At 65.8% G+C, this 13160-nt stretch carries 12 protein-coding genes; 3 read left to right on the forward strand and 9 right to left on the reverse strand.

The genetic code is table 11. The features are described from left to right. The first annotated feature begins 14 nt into the window (after positions 1–14). Together LC092_RS06715 and LC092_RS06720 are read left to right on the forward strand one after the other, a co-directional pair. Positions 15–200 carry a PLD nuclease N-terminal domain-containing protein gene (locus LC092_RS06715; RefSeq protein ID WP_224805679.1) on the forward strand — a complete coding sequence of 62 codons (186 nt, stop codon included), beginning with the start codon at positions 15–17 and terminating at the stop codon, positions 198–200. 415 nt (positions 201–615) lie between these two features. Beyond that, positions 616–1455 (forward strand): PRC-barrel domain-containing protein, encoded by an 840-nt coding sequence (locus tag LC092_RS06720; RefSeq protein WP_224805680.1) that lies wholly within the window; start codon positions 616–618, stop codon positions 1453–1455. Positions 1456–2278: 823 nt separating this feature from the next. On the opposite strand, the gene LC092_RS06725 is transcribed toward LC092_RS06720, so the two are convergent. From LC092_RS06725 to LC092_RS06760, 8 genes are all read right to left on the reverse strand, one after another. Then, a complete protein-coding gene (locus LC092_RS06725) occupies positions 2279–2770 on the reverse strand; it encodes a DUF992 domain-containing protein (RefSeq protein WP_224805681.1) in 492 nt (163 codons plus the stop codon). A gap of 226 nt (positions 2771–2996) precedes the next feature. Then, positions 2997–3797: an aspartate/glutamate racemase family protein gene (locus LC092_RS06730; protein WP_224805682.1), complete on the reverse strand. Its 801-nt coding sequence runs from the start codon at positions 3795–3797 to the stop codon at positions 2997–2999. Between the two features lie 16 nt (positions 3798–3813). Further along, positions 3814–5334: a tripartite tricarboxylate transporter permease gene (locus LC092_RS06735; protein ID WP_224805683.1), complete on the reverse strand. Its 1521-nt coding sequence runs from the start codon at positions 5332–5334 to the stop codon at positions 3814–3816. Positions 5335–5350: 16 nt separating this feature from the next. Further along, complete coding sequence (locus LC092_RS06740; RefSeq protein ID WP_224805684.1) at positions 5351–5809, reverse strand: tripartite tricarboxylate transporter TctB family protein; 459 nt, start codon at positions 5807–5809, stop codon at positions 5351–5353. A gap of 71 nt (positions 5810–5880) precedes the next feature. After that, positions 5881–6852, reverse strand: a complete 972-nt coding sequence (locus tag LC092_RS06745; protein WP_224805685.1) for a tripartite tricarboxylate transporter substrate binding protein — start codon at positions 6850–6852, stop codon at positions 5881–5883. A gap of 209 nt (positions 6853–7061) precedes the next feature. Continuing rightward, positions 7062–9068 (reverse strand): NAD(P)-binding protein, encoded by a 2007-nt coding sequence (locus tag LC092_RS06750; RefSeq protein ID WP_224805686.1) that lies wholly within the window; start codon positions 9066–9068, stop codon positions 7062–7064. Next, positions 9065–10072 (reverse strand): CobW family GTP-binding protein, encoded by a 1008-nt coding sequence (locus LC092_RS06755; protein ID WP_224805687.1) that lies wholly within the window; start codon positions 10070–10072, stop codon positions 9065–9067. The genes LC092_RS06750 and LC092_RS06755 overlap by 4 nt, the downstream gene beginning before the upstream one ends. A 41-nt stretch (positions 10073–10113) precedes the next feature. Further along, positions 10114–11472, reverse strand: a complete 1359-nt coding sequence (locus LC092_RS06760) for a dihydroorotase (protein WP_224805688.1) — start codon at positions 11470–11472, stop codon at positions 10114–10116. Between the two features lie 509 nt (positions 11473–11981). Between LC092_RS06760 and LC092_RS06765 the strand changes: the two genes are divergently transcribed. After that, positions 11982–12191 (forward strand): tautomerase family protein, encoded by a 210-nt coding sequence (locus LC092_RS06765; RefSeq protein WP_224805689.1) that lies wholly within the window; start codon positions 11982–11984, stop codon positions 12189–12191. Between the two features lie 245 nt (positions 12192–12436). On the opposite strand, the gene LC092_RS06770 is transcribed toward LC092_RS06765, so the two are convergent. Further along, on the reverse strand, positions 12437–13159 hold the full coding sequence (locus LC092_RS06770; RefSeq protein WP_224805690.1) for an HAD family hydrolase: 723 nt from the start codon (positions 13157–13159) through the stop codon (positions 12437–12439). Position 13160: the final 1 nt, after the last annotated feature.

Consider the following 13160-nt stretch of genomic DNA (forward strand, 5'->3'; position numbering starts at 1 on the left):
AATGGAGATGCGACATGGAATATGGGATACTGGGTCTGATTGTTCTCATCTTGGATATCTATGCCGTGATCAAGATCCTGGGGAGCGGAGCGTCGACCGGCGCCAAGGTCCTCTGGACGCTGGGCATTCTGATTTTCCCGGTGATCGGGTTCATCGTCTGGTTCTTCGCGGGACCGCGCGGAAGCGGTCGAGCAATCTGACCCCTGAAATAGATATGCGCCAGGGGCGCAATTTGAGATTGATGACAGGCTTACCGAATTCCGCCTCCCGGACGCAGCGTGAGTTGCGGTCCGGGATTGGGGAGGTACGGCCTCGCGGCGGGCAACTCATTAAAAGGGCAAGGGTTTTGGCTCTCCGATGCCGGGTCGCGCTTGCGCTTGCCCGGTTTGACGCGGGAGGGCGCCGGCCGATCATCATCAGTCTGGATATGCGGCGGTTGGCGCATATTTTTCGGGAACCAAACTTATCCGGTTTTGTTTACAGAACGTAGTCACAGGTCGTGACGATTTTTCTCAAAGGAGGGCAGTAATGCTCCGTAATATTCTTGCTTCCACTGCGGTTGTTGCTTTGATTTCGACCGGCGCGATCGCAGAGACAGCCACCCCCAAGCCGAATATGTCCGGCCAGGAAACCAATGCATCGGGCATCTTCGAGTTGGAGACGAACACGCTTGCCCAGGAAGCTGCGAAGGGCTTTTTGGCCTCCAACATGATCGGCGAAGCCGTGATGACCGGTGAAGGCGAGAACGCCGAGGAAATCGGCGACATCAACGACATTCTGGTCGATCGCGACGGGTCGGTGAAGGTCGTGATCATCGGTGTGGGCGGCTTCATCGGGCTTGGCGAAAAGGAAGTTGCCGTCGAGTTCGACCGTCTGTCTTTCGTCTCCACCCAGGACGATCAGCTCAGGGTCGTGAGCGACGTGTCCAAGCAGGAGCTGGAAGCAGCACCCGGCTATGAGCGTCCGGACTACATTCCGAACTGGATGTCGACCTCGGCCGTTCGCGACGGCATGAATCAGGCGAAGGAGTCCGCCAAGGGAGCCTATGAAACCGTTCAGGACGAGGCGATCAAGCCTGTCCGCGAACAGATGGACAAGATGGCCAATTCCGACTGGACGGCGGAAAAGACCCAGATCGACGCCGCCACTGTCTCGACCGATGTTTTGATCGGGGCGACTGTCTACACCTCGGCCGATACCGACATCGGTGAAGTGTCCGAGGTTCTGCTCGGCAAGGACGGGACGGCAGAAGCCGTCGTGATCGATGTCGGCGGCTTCCTGGGCTTTGGCGAAAAGCCGGTTGCCGTGTCCTACGACAGCCTGAAGATGTATGAGAACGAGAACGGCAGCCTGCTGATCACCGCGACCTTCACCGATGAGCAGCTCAAGAATGCCAAGGCCTACACGCCGGCGGACTACAAGACCGATCCGGAAAGCGTTCTCCTGAAGAGCTAACCGCAAGGCCGACGTTCAAGAAAACGGACCCGCCCGTGGTCCGTTGACCTTCAGAAAACCCCTGGCACCCGCCGGGGGTTTTTCTGTGCGTGCCCCTTCATTGACACCCGCCACGACCCAGTTCCCTGTTTGCCAGGACGCGCGGCGCGCATCTCGCCGCGCCCATGCTGTATCACGGGCTCACCGGGACACATGGGCTGATGAGGCACGGGCCTCGCGCGGGGTTGGTGTCGCGTGGTCAGCCGCTCACCGGCTCGGCCCCGCAGTTGGTGCCTGTCCGCGAAGAGGGAGCCCCGTCGAAACAGGTCGGCCCGGGTTCCCGCGCGAGCCCGTGATACAGCATGGGCGAAGGGCCCGTTCGGTCCGGCGGGCTTCACTGCGAACCGTTGCGTTTCGACCGCTACGGCCCTGTCCGTGCGGGCGCGCGACAACAGGTTTTTGGGTATCCCTTGCGGGCAAGAATAGCGGCGCGAACCCGGCTCAAGGCGCATGTGAGCAGACGGACGGAAAGCTCGCACGCATCCGTCGCGACCGGTCCGCTCGCGGCGCCCGCTGCGGTCGGCGGGCAATGCGCACGGAAGTTTCCGGGGCAGTTTGCGGGATGCATGGGGCCAGATGGCCTGCAGGCACCGGCACGTCTCTCCGCGCCGCGGCCTCCGCTGTTGCACCGCTTGATCGCAGGCAGCAGGCGAGCGACGGGAGCGGCTGCTTGCCCGGCCGTGCAGTGTTGCACTGTCGGTGCCGAACGCAGAAAACCCCGCCGATAGATCGACGGGGTTTGTCTGCAGTGTGAAGGCCGGCGGACGCCGGCGAGTTTGCGCTATCAGTTGGTGGAGGACAGCGTCAGCTGGGTGACACCCAGGGTGATATTGGCGCCCGTCTGGCTTTCCAGGCTCAGCGGGTTCAGCGCGATGGACTTGTCGAAGCCGCCGACAAGGGCATTGGCCTTGACGCCGGCCCCCAGCGTCGCGCCGGCCGTGACGCCGCCGTAGGTCCCTTCCAGCACGCCTTTTTCCATGTCCGCGCTCGGCGCCAGGACACCCCAGACCAGCGTCGCATTGGAGGTGCTGCCGATGTCCAGGCCGTAGTCGTTGATCGTTCCGCTGTAGGTGGCGGCCTCGCCGGAGCCGGCCGGATCGAAGATGCAGCTCAGGGTCGCGCTCGAGCCGACGACAAAACTGGTTTCCTCGCCGACGGAGCAGGTCAGGGTGCCGATCTTGACGCCGGCGTTGGCGTTGGTGTCCTGCGCGATCGCGGAGGTCGCCAGAACTGCGGCGCCGGTCATGGCAAGAGCGTGTGTTGCAAGGCGTTTCATCAGTTGCTCCTCGGTTGACTTGGGAAAGGCTCTGGCGCTTCGGCCATGCCCTCGGTCGTCCGGTCCGCCGTCATCGCGGATGACGCGGGCGCGGTCTTGTCTCAACGGTTCAACCCGGCGGGAGTTCCGAAAAACATCGGCGAGCGGACCGGCTGCAGCACATGCCGTTCCGGACAGGGCGGGCGCCTGCGCTCTTTTTCATTCGCACCAGGGCAACCGGACGATGTCAGGGCGTCCAGTGCGGAAAAATGTCGGGACCGTAGAGCTCGTCGATCCGCGTGCGTTCCTGCGGGTCGGGGCGGGCATGGGAGAGGTGGCGGCTGGTGAATGTGCCGCCCTGGAGCCGGGCGAGGCCGACCGAGGCCTCGGCCATGGCGACCAGCCCGGCGATGCCGTTGAGGACGGGAGCGCCATTGCCGAAGCGGGTGACGCCGGCCTTGTCCATCAGCGCCATCACGACGCCGCCGGCCGGGACGACGACTTCCGCCGCACCCAGGTCGCGTTCCACCGCCTGCTCGATGGCCTGAAGCAGACGGGCGCGCGCATCGGCGTCGTCGAAGGCGTCGCCCATCGCGGTCAGGCGCGGCATGTCGAGCACGGCGATCCCGGCCAGCCGGGCGTCGAGCCGGTCGGCGCGCAGGCGTTTCTCCAGACGGGCCGCGTATTTCGCGTTCGGACAGATCAGGCCGTAGGACTGCCCCATGAAATGACTGAGGGATATGCTGGTCTCGCCAAGGCCGAGCACCGGGAAGGGGGCGATCTCGCGCGCCTCCTCCAGGCCGATATCGAAGAAATTGCCGATCACGAAGGCGTCCGCTCCTTCTGCGACCGCGCGGCGCAGGGTGTGCAGCACGTCGCCCTTGGCTTCATGGGCAAGGGCTGCGTGATATTCGGCGATGCCGCGCTTGGTCCCGTTGACGACGATCTCGGTCGCCGCCGACCGGGCGCGCTCGATCATGGCGCCAAGGTGCGCCGGATAGCCGCCCCAGGCGTCGAGCCGGCCGAGACTTTGATACCAGATGCGCATGAGTGTCTGTGCCCGCTCAGTCGGTTTCGCCGGGGGAGACCGGCGTCGAGGCGCGTTTCAGCCGTCGCCGCACGCCGGACATGAGCGGAAGCAGGAGAAACACGACCGCCAGCGTCAGGAAGCCGGCGGTGATCGGACGCTGGAGGAAGATCGTGAAATCGCCCTGCGACATTTCCAGCGACCGCCGCAGCCCGCCCTCCATCATCGGCCCCAGGATCAGCGTCATGATGATCGGGACGAGGGGGAAGTCGAGCTTGCGCATGATGTAGCCGATCAGGCCGAACACGGCGATCAGGCCGAGGTCGAACTGGCTGTTTGCCAGACTGTAGGCGCCGACAATCGTGAACCCGAGGATGACCGGGAACAGGAAGCTGTAGGGAATGCGCAGGATCGAGACCCACATCGGAATGAACGGCAGGTTCAGGACGAGAAGAATGACGTTGCCGACATACATCGATGCAATCAGCGTCCAGACGAGATCGCTTTGTTCCTCGAACATCAGCGGGCCGGGAACGATGCCGTTCATCATCAGCGCGCCCATCAGGATCGCGACAACGCCGGAGCCGGGAATGCCCAGGGTCAGCAGCGGGAGCAGGGCGCCGTTTGCGGCCGCATTGTTGGCGCTTTCGGGTCCGGCCACGCCCTCGATCATCCCTGTGCCGAAGCGCTCCGGCGTGCGCGACAGGCGTTTTTCGGTGACATAGGACATGAAGGCGGCCGGGATCGTTCCCATGCCGGGGATGATGCCGATCAGGAAGCCGAGCACTGTGCCGCGCGCGATGGCCGGTGCGGAGCGGCGGGCATCGTCGCGGGTAATCCGCAGCTTGCTGACCACGGCCTCGCGGAAGCTGTTCGTCGGGTCCTCGAGGTTCTTGAGGATCTCGCCGACGCCGAAAAGCCCGATGATCACCGGAATGAAGGCGACGCCGTCGAGCAGGTGCATCTGCCCGAAGGTCAGCCGCGGCAGACCCATGACCGGGTCCGTCCCCACCATCGCCAGGATGAGGCCGAAGACGGTGGTGATCAGGCCGCGGAGGATCGAGCTGCTCCCGAGGGTGACGACGAGGACGAGACTGAGCACGATCAGCGCGAAGAACTCCGGAGGTCCGAAGTTCAGGGCAAGCGAGGTGAGGGGAAGGGCGATCATGGCCAACAGGCCCACGGTGACCGTTCCGCCGACGAAGGAGGCGATCGCGGCGATCGCCAGCGCCGTGCCGGCCCGGCCCTGCTTGGCCATCATGTGGCCTTCGACCGCCGTCATCGCCGCGCCGCCGGTGCCGGGGGTGTTGAACAGCACCGCGGTGATCGTGTCGCCGTACTGGCAGCCGTAGTAGATCGCCGCCAGCATCACGATCGCGGCCGTCGGGTCCATTGCCGCGGTGATCGGCAAGAGGATCGCGATCGCCGCCGACGGGCCAAGCCCGGGCAACATGCCGACCAGCGTTCCCAGAAAGCAGCCGGCAAACGCGAAAACGAGGTTTTCCAGCCGAAGGGCATTGCCGAACCCGGACAGGAGCAGACTGAGGTTTTCCGACATTGTGGAGGGGTGTCCGTCACAGGCCGAAGGCGCCGGATGGAAGCGGCACGTTCAGCAGGCCCTTGAAGAAGAAGTGGTAGGCGAAGGTCAGCATGAGCGCGAGCGCGGCGCTCAGCAACAGCCGGTGCCGGCCCAGCACGGCGAACATCACGAAGAAGAAGAGCGCCATCATGGGCCGGAAGCCCAGGTCCTCGATGAACACGGCGATCGCCATCAGCGCGACCAGAACGGTGCCGATGCGGGCATAGGCGAGCGGATCGGCGACGAAGCCGATTTCCGGCAGGGTGTCGGCCTTGAAGATCGCCTGATAGAGCAGGCCCAGCGAAAGAAGCGCCAGGATCGCGGCCAGGATGGCGGGAAAAAATCCCGCCCCCGGACCCAGCACCGTATAGAACCGCATGCTCACGGCCTGCTGGCCGACGACCCCGGCGACCAGCAGGAGCACAATCGCCGTGATCGTGTATGTGGGATGCATGTGCCGCATTGGTGTCCCCCCGAAGCCGGCCCTGTGCGTTGAGCGTGTCAGCGGTCCCGGGACCGCTCGCGTCATTGCTGCGCGCTGCGGGCGAGTTCGATGAGCCGCGCCTGACGCTTTTCGAAGGCGGCCCAATAGGCCTCGAGTTCATCCGCGGCCATGAAGTTCGATTCCAGCGACAGGGCGGTCAGCCGGTCCTGGAACTCCGGCTTGGCAATCACCGTCTTGATGGCGTTCGAGAGGATCTCGACCGTCTCCGCTTTCATTCCAGCCGGGCCGATGACCGCGAAGGACGAGGGCGCGGCGACGTCGATCTGCTGGTCGCGCAGGGTCGGCAGGTCGGGAAGAAAGGCGGTGCGGCGCTCGCCGAAGAAGCCGATGGCGCGCATCTTGCCGGCCTTGATGTGGGGGATAGTGGTCTGTGTGCCGTTGATTGCCACATCCACGTCGCCCGCGAGGAGGGCGGCAACCAGCGGCGCCGCGCCATTGAAGTGGACGAAAGCGAATTGCACGCCGGCGATGTCTTCCAGCGCGATGCCGGGCAGATGCCCGTTGCTCATCAGGCCGACCGTGCCCATCCGGATCGTGCGCGGCTTCTTGCGGGCCGCCTCGACGAGGTCGTTGACGCTCTTGTACGGGCTGTCCGCCTGCACCGCGAGAAGGTTGGCGCCGGAGATATAGTGGGCGATCGGGGTGAAGCTGGAGCGGTCATAGGGGGCCTGCCGTGCCTCGTCCACATAGGTCATCACCAGCGAGGGCAACGAGGCGAGCGACAATGTATGGCCGTCGGGCTCGGCCTGCGACAGCGCCGTGCTGCCGATCTGGGTGGTGGCGCCGGGCCGGTTGACGACCTCGAAGGAAACGCCGAGTTCCGGCTCCAGGAATTCCGCGAGGGTGCGGGCGCTGACGTCGGTGGTGCCGCCCGGCGAGAACGGCACGATGATCGTGATCGGCTTGTCGGCGTCCGGAAAGGCTGCGGCCGTCGCCGGCGCGAAGGACCACAGAGCCGCCGCAAGTGCGAGCCCCTTGAAAAAATTGCGCATGGTGTCTCCTCCCAAATGCGTGACGACGAAGTCGGTTATGACAAGTGTCCGCAGGGCCAAGTGTGACAAAGTGTCGACACTAGAGTCAACCAATTTGAATTATCAGCAAAATAAATTCGTTTTTCGCGAAATATACGCGAATTTTCGAGGGTTATTCGTCAAGAATTTGAAATTCTGTCGACACTTTTGATGGAGGCGATGGCGAGCGACTAGAGCGCCATGCCGGTTGCGTGTCCGTCGCCGGTGGCCGACAGAAGGTCGCCGGGCGTCCTGCAGTCTCCAACAAGATGGAGCTCTATTCCCGCTTGCCGCAGCGGCCCTGCCAGGGCGTCGTTCGGCGCTTTCGGTGTGGCATAGGCCAGAAACGCGATGTCCTCGATGACGCCGGTGCGCCCGGAATAGACATTCGCATACTCCAGCCGGGCGTCCTCGATCGCATCGCTCCACAGCGGTTCGGCAAGCGTCACGATGTCGATCGGCTTGTGCGCCAGGCGCCTCAGGATTCCCTGCCGGGCCACGATCCAGAGCTCCGAGGCGACCGCGTCGCGCGGGGTGACCAGGACGACCCGGTCGAAAATCTCCGCCAGCGCTTCCACTGCGGCATAGACGCCGTCGGACTGGTCCATGTCGTGGATCACGGCGGTGCCCGGTTGCCGGCCCGGATGCCGCAGGACGTCTTCCATGGCGCGGTGGAGATCCGGCACCAGCTCCTCCGCTCGCATCTGCGGCGGGATCCAGTCGGGCGCGATGGCGGTGGCGCCGGTGGCGAGAACGACGGCGTGCGGGTCAAGGGCGAGGATATCGCCGGCATTGGCGGCAACGCCGAGTTCGATCCTTGCGCCCGCGCGCAGGGCGGCGGTGTGCTGATAGTCATAGATGCTGGTGATGGTGTCGCCGCCTGGAAGCCGCGCCCGCAACCTGGCTTTCCCGCCGACCTCCGCGCCCGATCCAAAGACCGTGACGTCATGTCCGCGCGCGGCCGCGAGCCATGCGGCCTCCATGCCGGCAATGCCCGCGCCGACCACCACGACGCGCTTGCTTCGTGGCGCCGGCTTCGGCCTGAAGTCCACCTCGTCGGGCGCGGCGACGCGCGGATTGTTCACACAGCTCAAGGCGCGCTGGAGCAGCGTGCCATAGCCCCAGCAGGTGTTGCAGGACAGGCAGTAGCGGATTTCCTCCGTGCGCCCGGCGGCCGCCTTGTCGAGCCATGCGGGATCGGCCAGAAGCGCCCGGCCGACGGCAACCAGGTCGGCCTCTCCGGCGGCGAGCAGGCCCTCGGCTTCCGCGGGATCGGTGACACGGCCAAGCGCCATGGTCGGCACACCCTTGCAGCTCTTGCCCAGTTGGCGGTGCAATTCGCGATAGGGCACCGGCGGTCCGTAGCGGTCGGGCAGGTGCATTTCCAGCGAGCGCGCGTGCGAGCCTTGCGTGAAGCACATGTAGCTTGCAAGGCCCGTGGCGCCCAGCCAACCGGCGATGGCGGCGGCCTCCTGCATGCCGATGCTGCCCGCGACGCCGTCGTCGCCCGGCAGTTTCAGGCCGAGGATGAAATCCGCGCCGCAGGCCGTGCGAATGGCTGTCATCAGCTCGCTCAAGAGCCGCGTGCGTCCCTCCAGGTCTCCGCCATAACCGTCCTCGCGCCGGTTCGAGTGCGGCGACAGGAACTGGTGGAACAGATGGCCGTGCCCGGCCGAGATCTCGACGCCGGCGAAACCGTAGTCCTGCAGCCGTGCCGCGCCTTGCGCGAAATCGTCAATCATCGCGCCGATTTCCGAGGCGCTCAGCGCATGCGGAACGCTCCAGCTCAGGTCGTCCGGCAGGACGGAGGGCCCGATCGGTTGCCCGATGCGGGCGCGCACGTGGCGTCCGCGCCCGGGATGCTGCACCTGCGCCAGCAGAAGACTGTCATGCGCCGTGATTGCATCCACCCAGCGGCGAAATCCGTCGGCATTTGCCGGATCGCCGACCTGCACCTTGGGCTGGTCCGCTTGCGAGGGCAGCATGGCCAGCGGTTCCGAAACGATCATCGCCGCGCCGCCAGCGGCCCGGTTCGCATAATAGCGGATCAGCCGGTCGGTGATCAGGCCCTTCGCCTGCATCCGGGTTGTCATCGAGGCGTGAACAAGCCGGTTGCGCAGCGTTTTCCCGGCGAGTTGAAACGGGCTTTGCAGGATCGGATAGGCGATCCCGTCGTGGGATCCGGTCACGTCGCTCATGGGGTGTCTCCGGTCAGCAGGGCCACGCTGTCGGCGAGAGCCGCCCGGTCGGCGTTGCGTGCGATCAGCACCATCGTGTCGACGAGGGCCGGATCGACGGGCCAGGTGACGGGGCGGGGCGGATCGAACAGCAGGCGCACGCCCTGGATGGTGCGGATGCCGCCGTCGTCGAAGGTCACGAACCCCTTGGTGCGCAGCAGTTGCTCGTTGAACCGCGTTTGCAGATGCGACACCCAGGACGCATAGCCCGGCCAGCTCACGGGGGCGGGAACGGGCACGGCGCAGGCGACATAGCCATGTGCCTGAACGTGGGCATGAAGATGCGCGGCCGGATCGTGATCGGCGGACCTACATCCGGTGGCGGCCATCGGCAGCGCCTGCGGGCCGGCCAGCCCTGCTGTCAGCACGCAGCTTGCCTCGATTGCGCCGGAGACGGCCGTCAGCCGGTCGCAGCGCGGATTGATCGCTTGTGCGGCTGCCAGTGTCTGTGCCAGCGCCTCCGGCGCTGCGATGTCGCTCTTGGTCACGATCACCCGGTCGGCCATGGCGATCTGCAGCCTGGCTTCCTCGAACTCCGCCAGCTGGGCGGCGCCGTGAAGGCCGTCGAGCGTGGTCAGGATGGCGGCGAGATGGACGAAGCGGGAGACGAAAGTTCCGCCGGCAAGGGCGGTTGCGATCGGCCCCGGATCGGCAAGGCCCGTGGTCTCGACGACGACGCGGGCAAAGCGCGGGATCTCTCCGCGCTCGGCCTTGTAGTAAAGCGCCTCGAGCGTCTCCTCCAGCGATGTCGTCAACGTGCAGCAGATGCAGCCTGAATCGAGCAGGACCGTATTGCCTTCGTCTCCCTGGCTGACCAGGGCATGGTCCAGTCCGACCTCGCCGAACTCGTTGACGATAACGGCGGTGTCGGCAAAGCCCGGATGGCGGATCAGGCGCGACAGCAGCGTCGACTTGCCGCTGCCCAGAAAGCCGGTGAGAATAAACAGGGGAATGGATGTCGTCATCGTCCGCGTTTTCTCCTGGCTTGGCTGGGGGAGGACCGGTTTCAACCGCGGGCGAGGTATCGGCCCGACGGGGTGTCCCGCACGTCTTCGGCGATGGAGCCGTCGCGGGCGATCAGGCGGCCGCGCAGGAAGGTCATGACCGGCCACCCTCTCAGGGTGCGGCCCTCGAAGGGGGAGTAGTCGGCAAAGCTTTCCAGCCTGGCCGGGTCGACCTGCCGCTCCAGGTCGGGGTCGACCACCACCAGGTCCGCGTCCCGGCCGACGGCGATCTGCCCCTTGGCGGACAGGCCGTAGAGGCGCGCCGGATTGGCCGAGGTCAGGGCGGCGATCCGCTCGATCGGGACGCCGCGCGCATGGTGGCCCTCGTGGATCAGCAGCGGCAACAAGGTGGCGACGCCGGGCAGGCCCATGGTCGCGGACCAGATTTCCGTCTTGGTCTCGCGCTTGCGGGCGACGTGATCGGTGCCGATCGTCGTCACCGTGCCGTCCATCACGCCGTCCCACAGGGCATCGACATCGTCCTGGCTGCGCACCGGCGGGTTCACCTTGGCCAGCGGGCCGACCTCGGCGTCGCAGGTCAGCGAAAGATAGTGCGGACAGGTCTCGACGCTCATCGGCACGCGCGAGCGGCGGCGATGGCGGCGGGCTTCCTCCAGCGCCTCGCGGCTCGACAGATGCACCACATTGACCGGGCATCCGGTCTTGTCGGCGAAATAGCCGACCTTGTGCACGTTCTCCGCTTCCAGGAAGTCGGGGCTTTGCGCGTCCCAGGCGGCAAGGTCGGCGCGGCCCGCACGGCGGAGCGGATCGCGCAGCACGGGGATTACCTCGACGTTCTCGCAGTGCACGCCGAGCACGCCGCCCGGCACCTTCAGGGTCTCCAGCATGGCGTGGTAGAGCAGCCCGTCGTCGATCTCGGTGAAGCCCTTGGAAAGCCCGGCCTGGCCCTTGTACTGGAGGTAGAGCTTGTAGGAGGTGATCCCGAAGGCTTTCGCGCATTCGACCAGCGTCTCGACATGCAGGCGGTGGGTGATCCCGAGATGGAAGCCGACGTCGATGCAGCTTTGTCCAAGCGCCAGATCGCGCTCTCCCGGCAGCGCGTCGCGCGGGTCGGCGGAGCGATGAAACGACAAGACGCTGGTCACGCCGCCAAGCGCCGCGGAGCGGGCCTCGGTGAGAAAATCGGTCTCCAGGGAGCCGTAGCCGAAGTGAACATGCGGGTCGACCAGTCCCGGCATCAGCCACAGGCCGCCGCAGTCCACCGTTTCCGCCGCCGGGAGGGTCGCGTCCGGCGCGAGAATTGCCGCGATGCGGCCGTCCTTCACCCCCACGGCTCCCGGCGTCACGCCGACATCCGGGAGAACCAGGCGGGCATTGTGCAGGAGCAGGTCGAGGGTCATGAAAGGGCTCTTGGTGTCTTGCGAACCGGAGGCGGTCCGTCGTCCGGGGCCGGGCCCGCCCGCGCGGACGGGCGTCGGGGGCAGGGATCACGGCGATCAGGCTACCCTCAATTGTGTTGACACTTTTGAAGAGCTGTCAAGCGACTTGGCACAACCGGGTGTCCCGTCTTCTCTCCGTGTGCGCCTCCGGGCTCCGGCGCGGGAGGCGGGGCAACGTGTTGCCTTCCCGCGATCGAAGCTTCCGAAATTCTATCAATTTGTTGATATAAATAACTTATTTTCCTACGCGCCATACTGTCTGCGATGGGGGATGTCAGGTTTCTTCAGGTGGGAGCCTTCGAGCGTCTTGTCTGCGGGTGTCGGTGCCGCAGGGGCCGCGTTTCGTTCGATCCGTTTAAGTGTTGACAGTTTAGTGCCGGCGACGCAGGCTGGCCGCGCAAATGTTGATGAAGTCTGGGGCCGCGCCCCTGCGGGTGCGGAGTCCCGGCAATCCTTGGGAGGAAAAGACCATGCCAATCGTGACCGTTGCGATCCCCGAAGGGGTCTATACGCGCGAGCAGAAGGACACGCTGATCGGCGAACTGACCGATGCGATCGTGCGGGTCGGAGGCGAGAAGCAGCGCGCGATCACACGGGTGATGATCCAGGACTATCCGGAAGGAAACTGGGGATCGGGCGGCAAGACCTTTGTCCGCACGCCGCCCACCGGCGGCGACTGACGGCGACTGACGGCGCCGCCTGACGCAAGGCGGATTTGGGTTCCTGGCCTCGAGCGACGGTCCGCGACGGGGCCTTGTGCGACGGGCCGCGCGTGTCCGCCGCGCTGATGCCCTTTTTTCCGAGACCCGCTGTCACGCCGGCAAGACCCACAGCGCGCCGGCGCCAGCGCCGCGCCCGCTTGATCCCCTTCTCTTTTCAAGCGGGCGCGGACATCGGGGGGGGCGCCCCGCATCCGTCACGTCGGTCAGGAGTTGGCGGTTGCCGCCGCAAGCGCCTCCGGCAGATCGGCGATGCTTTCCAGGCAAAGATCGGCATGTGGGGCAAGCTCCTCGCGCGTGCCCGTGCCGGTGAGCACGGCAACGCGCAGGCCCGCTCGCGCCGCGCGGGCCATCTCCAGGTCGTGCAGGTTGTCGCCGACCATGGCGATCTGCGCGGCCGGGACGCCGGTCTGGTCGCTGAAGGCGGTGAGCATGCCGGGGCCGGGCTTGTAGCCGAAGCCGGAATCATAGCCGGCAATGAAGGCAAACCGCTCGCTCAGCCCGACGGTTGCGACGAAGCGGGCGATGGCGCCCTTGCTGTCGGAACTGGCGATCCCGAGCAGGAATCCCCGCCGGGCAAGCCCGCCGACGGTTTCCGCAAGCCGCGGCACGGCAACGGCCCGCGCGGCGTTTTCGGTGAAGCGCCGGTCCAGTTCCGCAATCAGCTCTCCGAGTGGGAGAGACACGCCTGCTGCCCGCCACGCCTCGGCGATCTCGGCGGTGTTGCCGGCGGCATAGAGGCTGCCCGAACGGGTCTTTTCCGTCAGCGGATCGAAGCCCGCCACCGTCATCAGCCTTTCGGCAAATTCGGGATCGCCGCCGGCGGCCCAGCTCGCCGTGCTGCGGTTGACCGGGGCCCAGCTCTTGTCGAAGTCGAGCAAGGTGCCGTCCTTGTCGAACAGGACGGCACGGATGTGCGGAAATGCCATG

It is taken from the genome of Stappia stellulata (assembly GCF_020176715.1).
Classification (GTDB): domain Bacteria; phylum Pseudomonadota; class Alphaproteobacteria; order Rhizobiales; family Stappiaceae; genus Stappia.

Bases quoted from the DNA above. Each gene is read 5' to 3' on its own strand.
- LC092_RS06730 (WP_224805682.1), bottom strand. From the start codon at position 3,797: ATGCGCATCTGGTATCAAAGTCTCGGCCGGCTCGACGCCTGGGGCGGC.
- LC092_RS06725 (WP_224805681.1), bottom strand. From the start codon at position 2,770: ATGAAACGCCTTGCAACACACGCTCTTGCCATGACCGGCGCCGCAGTT.
- LC092_RS06735 (WP_224805683.1), bottom strand. From the start codon at position 5,334: ATGTCGGAAAACCTCAGTCTGCTCCTGTCCGGGTTCGGCAATGCCCTT.
- LC092_RS06755 (WP_224805687.1), bottom strand. From the start codon at position 10,072: ATGACGACATCCATTCCCCTGTTTATTCTCACCGGCTTTCTGGGCAGC.
- LC092_RS06745 (WP_224805685.1), bottom strand. From the start codon at position 6,852: ATGCGCAATTTTTTCAAGGGGCTCGCACTTGCGGCGGCTCTGTGGTCC.
- LC092_RS06740 (WP_224805684.1), bottom strand. From the start codon at position 5,809: ATGCATCCCACATACACGATCACGGCGATTGTGCTCCTGCTGGTCGCC.
- LC092_RS06720 (WP_224805680.1), top strand. From the start codon at position 616: ATGTCCGGCCAGGAAACCAATGCATCGGGCATCTTCGAGTTGGAGACG.
- LC092_RS06715 (WP_224805679.1), top strand. From the start codon at position 15: ATGGAATATGGGATACTGGGTCTGATTGTTCTCATCTTGGATATCTAT.
- LC092_RS06760 (WP_224805688.1), bottom strand. From the start codon at position 11,472: ATGACCCTCGACCTGCTCCTGCACAATGCCCGCCTGGTTCTCCCGGAT.
- LC092_RS06765 (WP_224805689.1), top strand. From the start codon at position 11,982: ATGCCAATCGTGACCGTTGCGATCCCCGAAGGGGTCTATACGCGCGAG.
- LC092_RS06770 (WP_224805690.1), bottom strand. From the start codon at position 13,159: ATGGCATTTCCGCACATCCGTGCCGTCCTGTTCGACAAGGACGGCACC.
- LC092_RS06750 (WP_224805686.1), bottom strand. From the start codon at position 9,068: ATGAGCGACGTGACCGGATCCCACGACGGGATCGCCTATCCGATCCTG.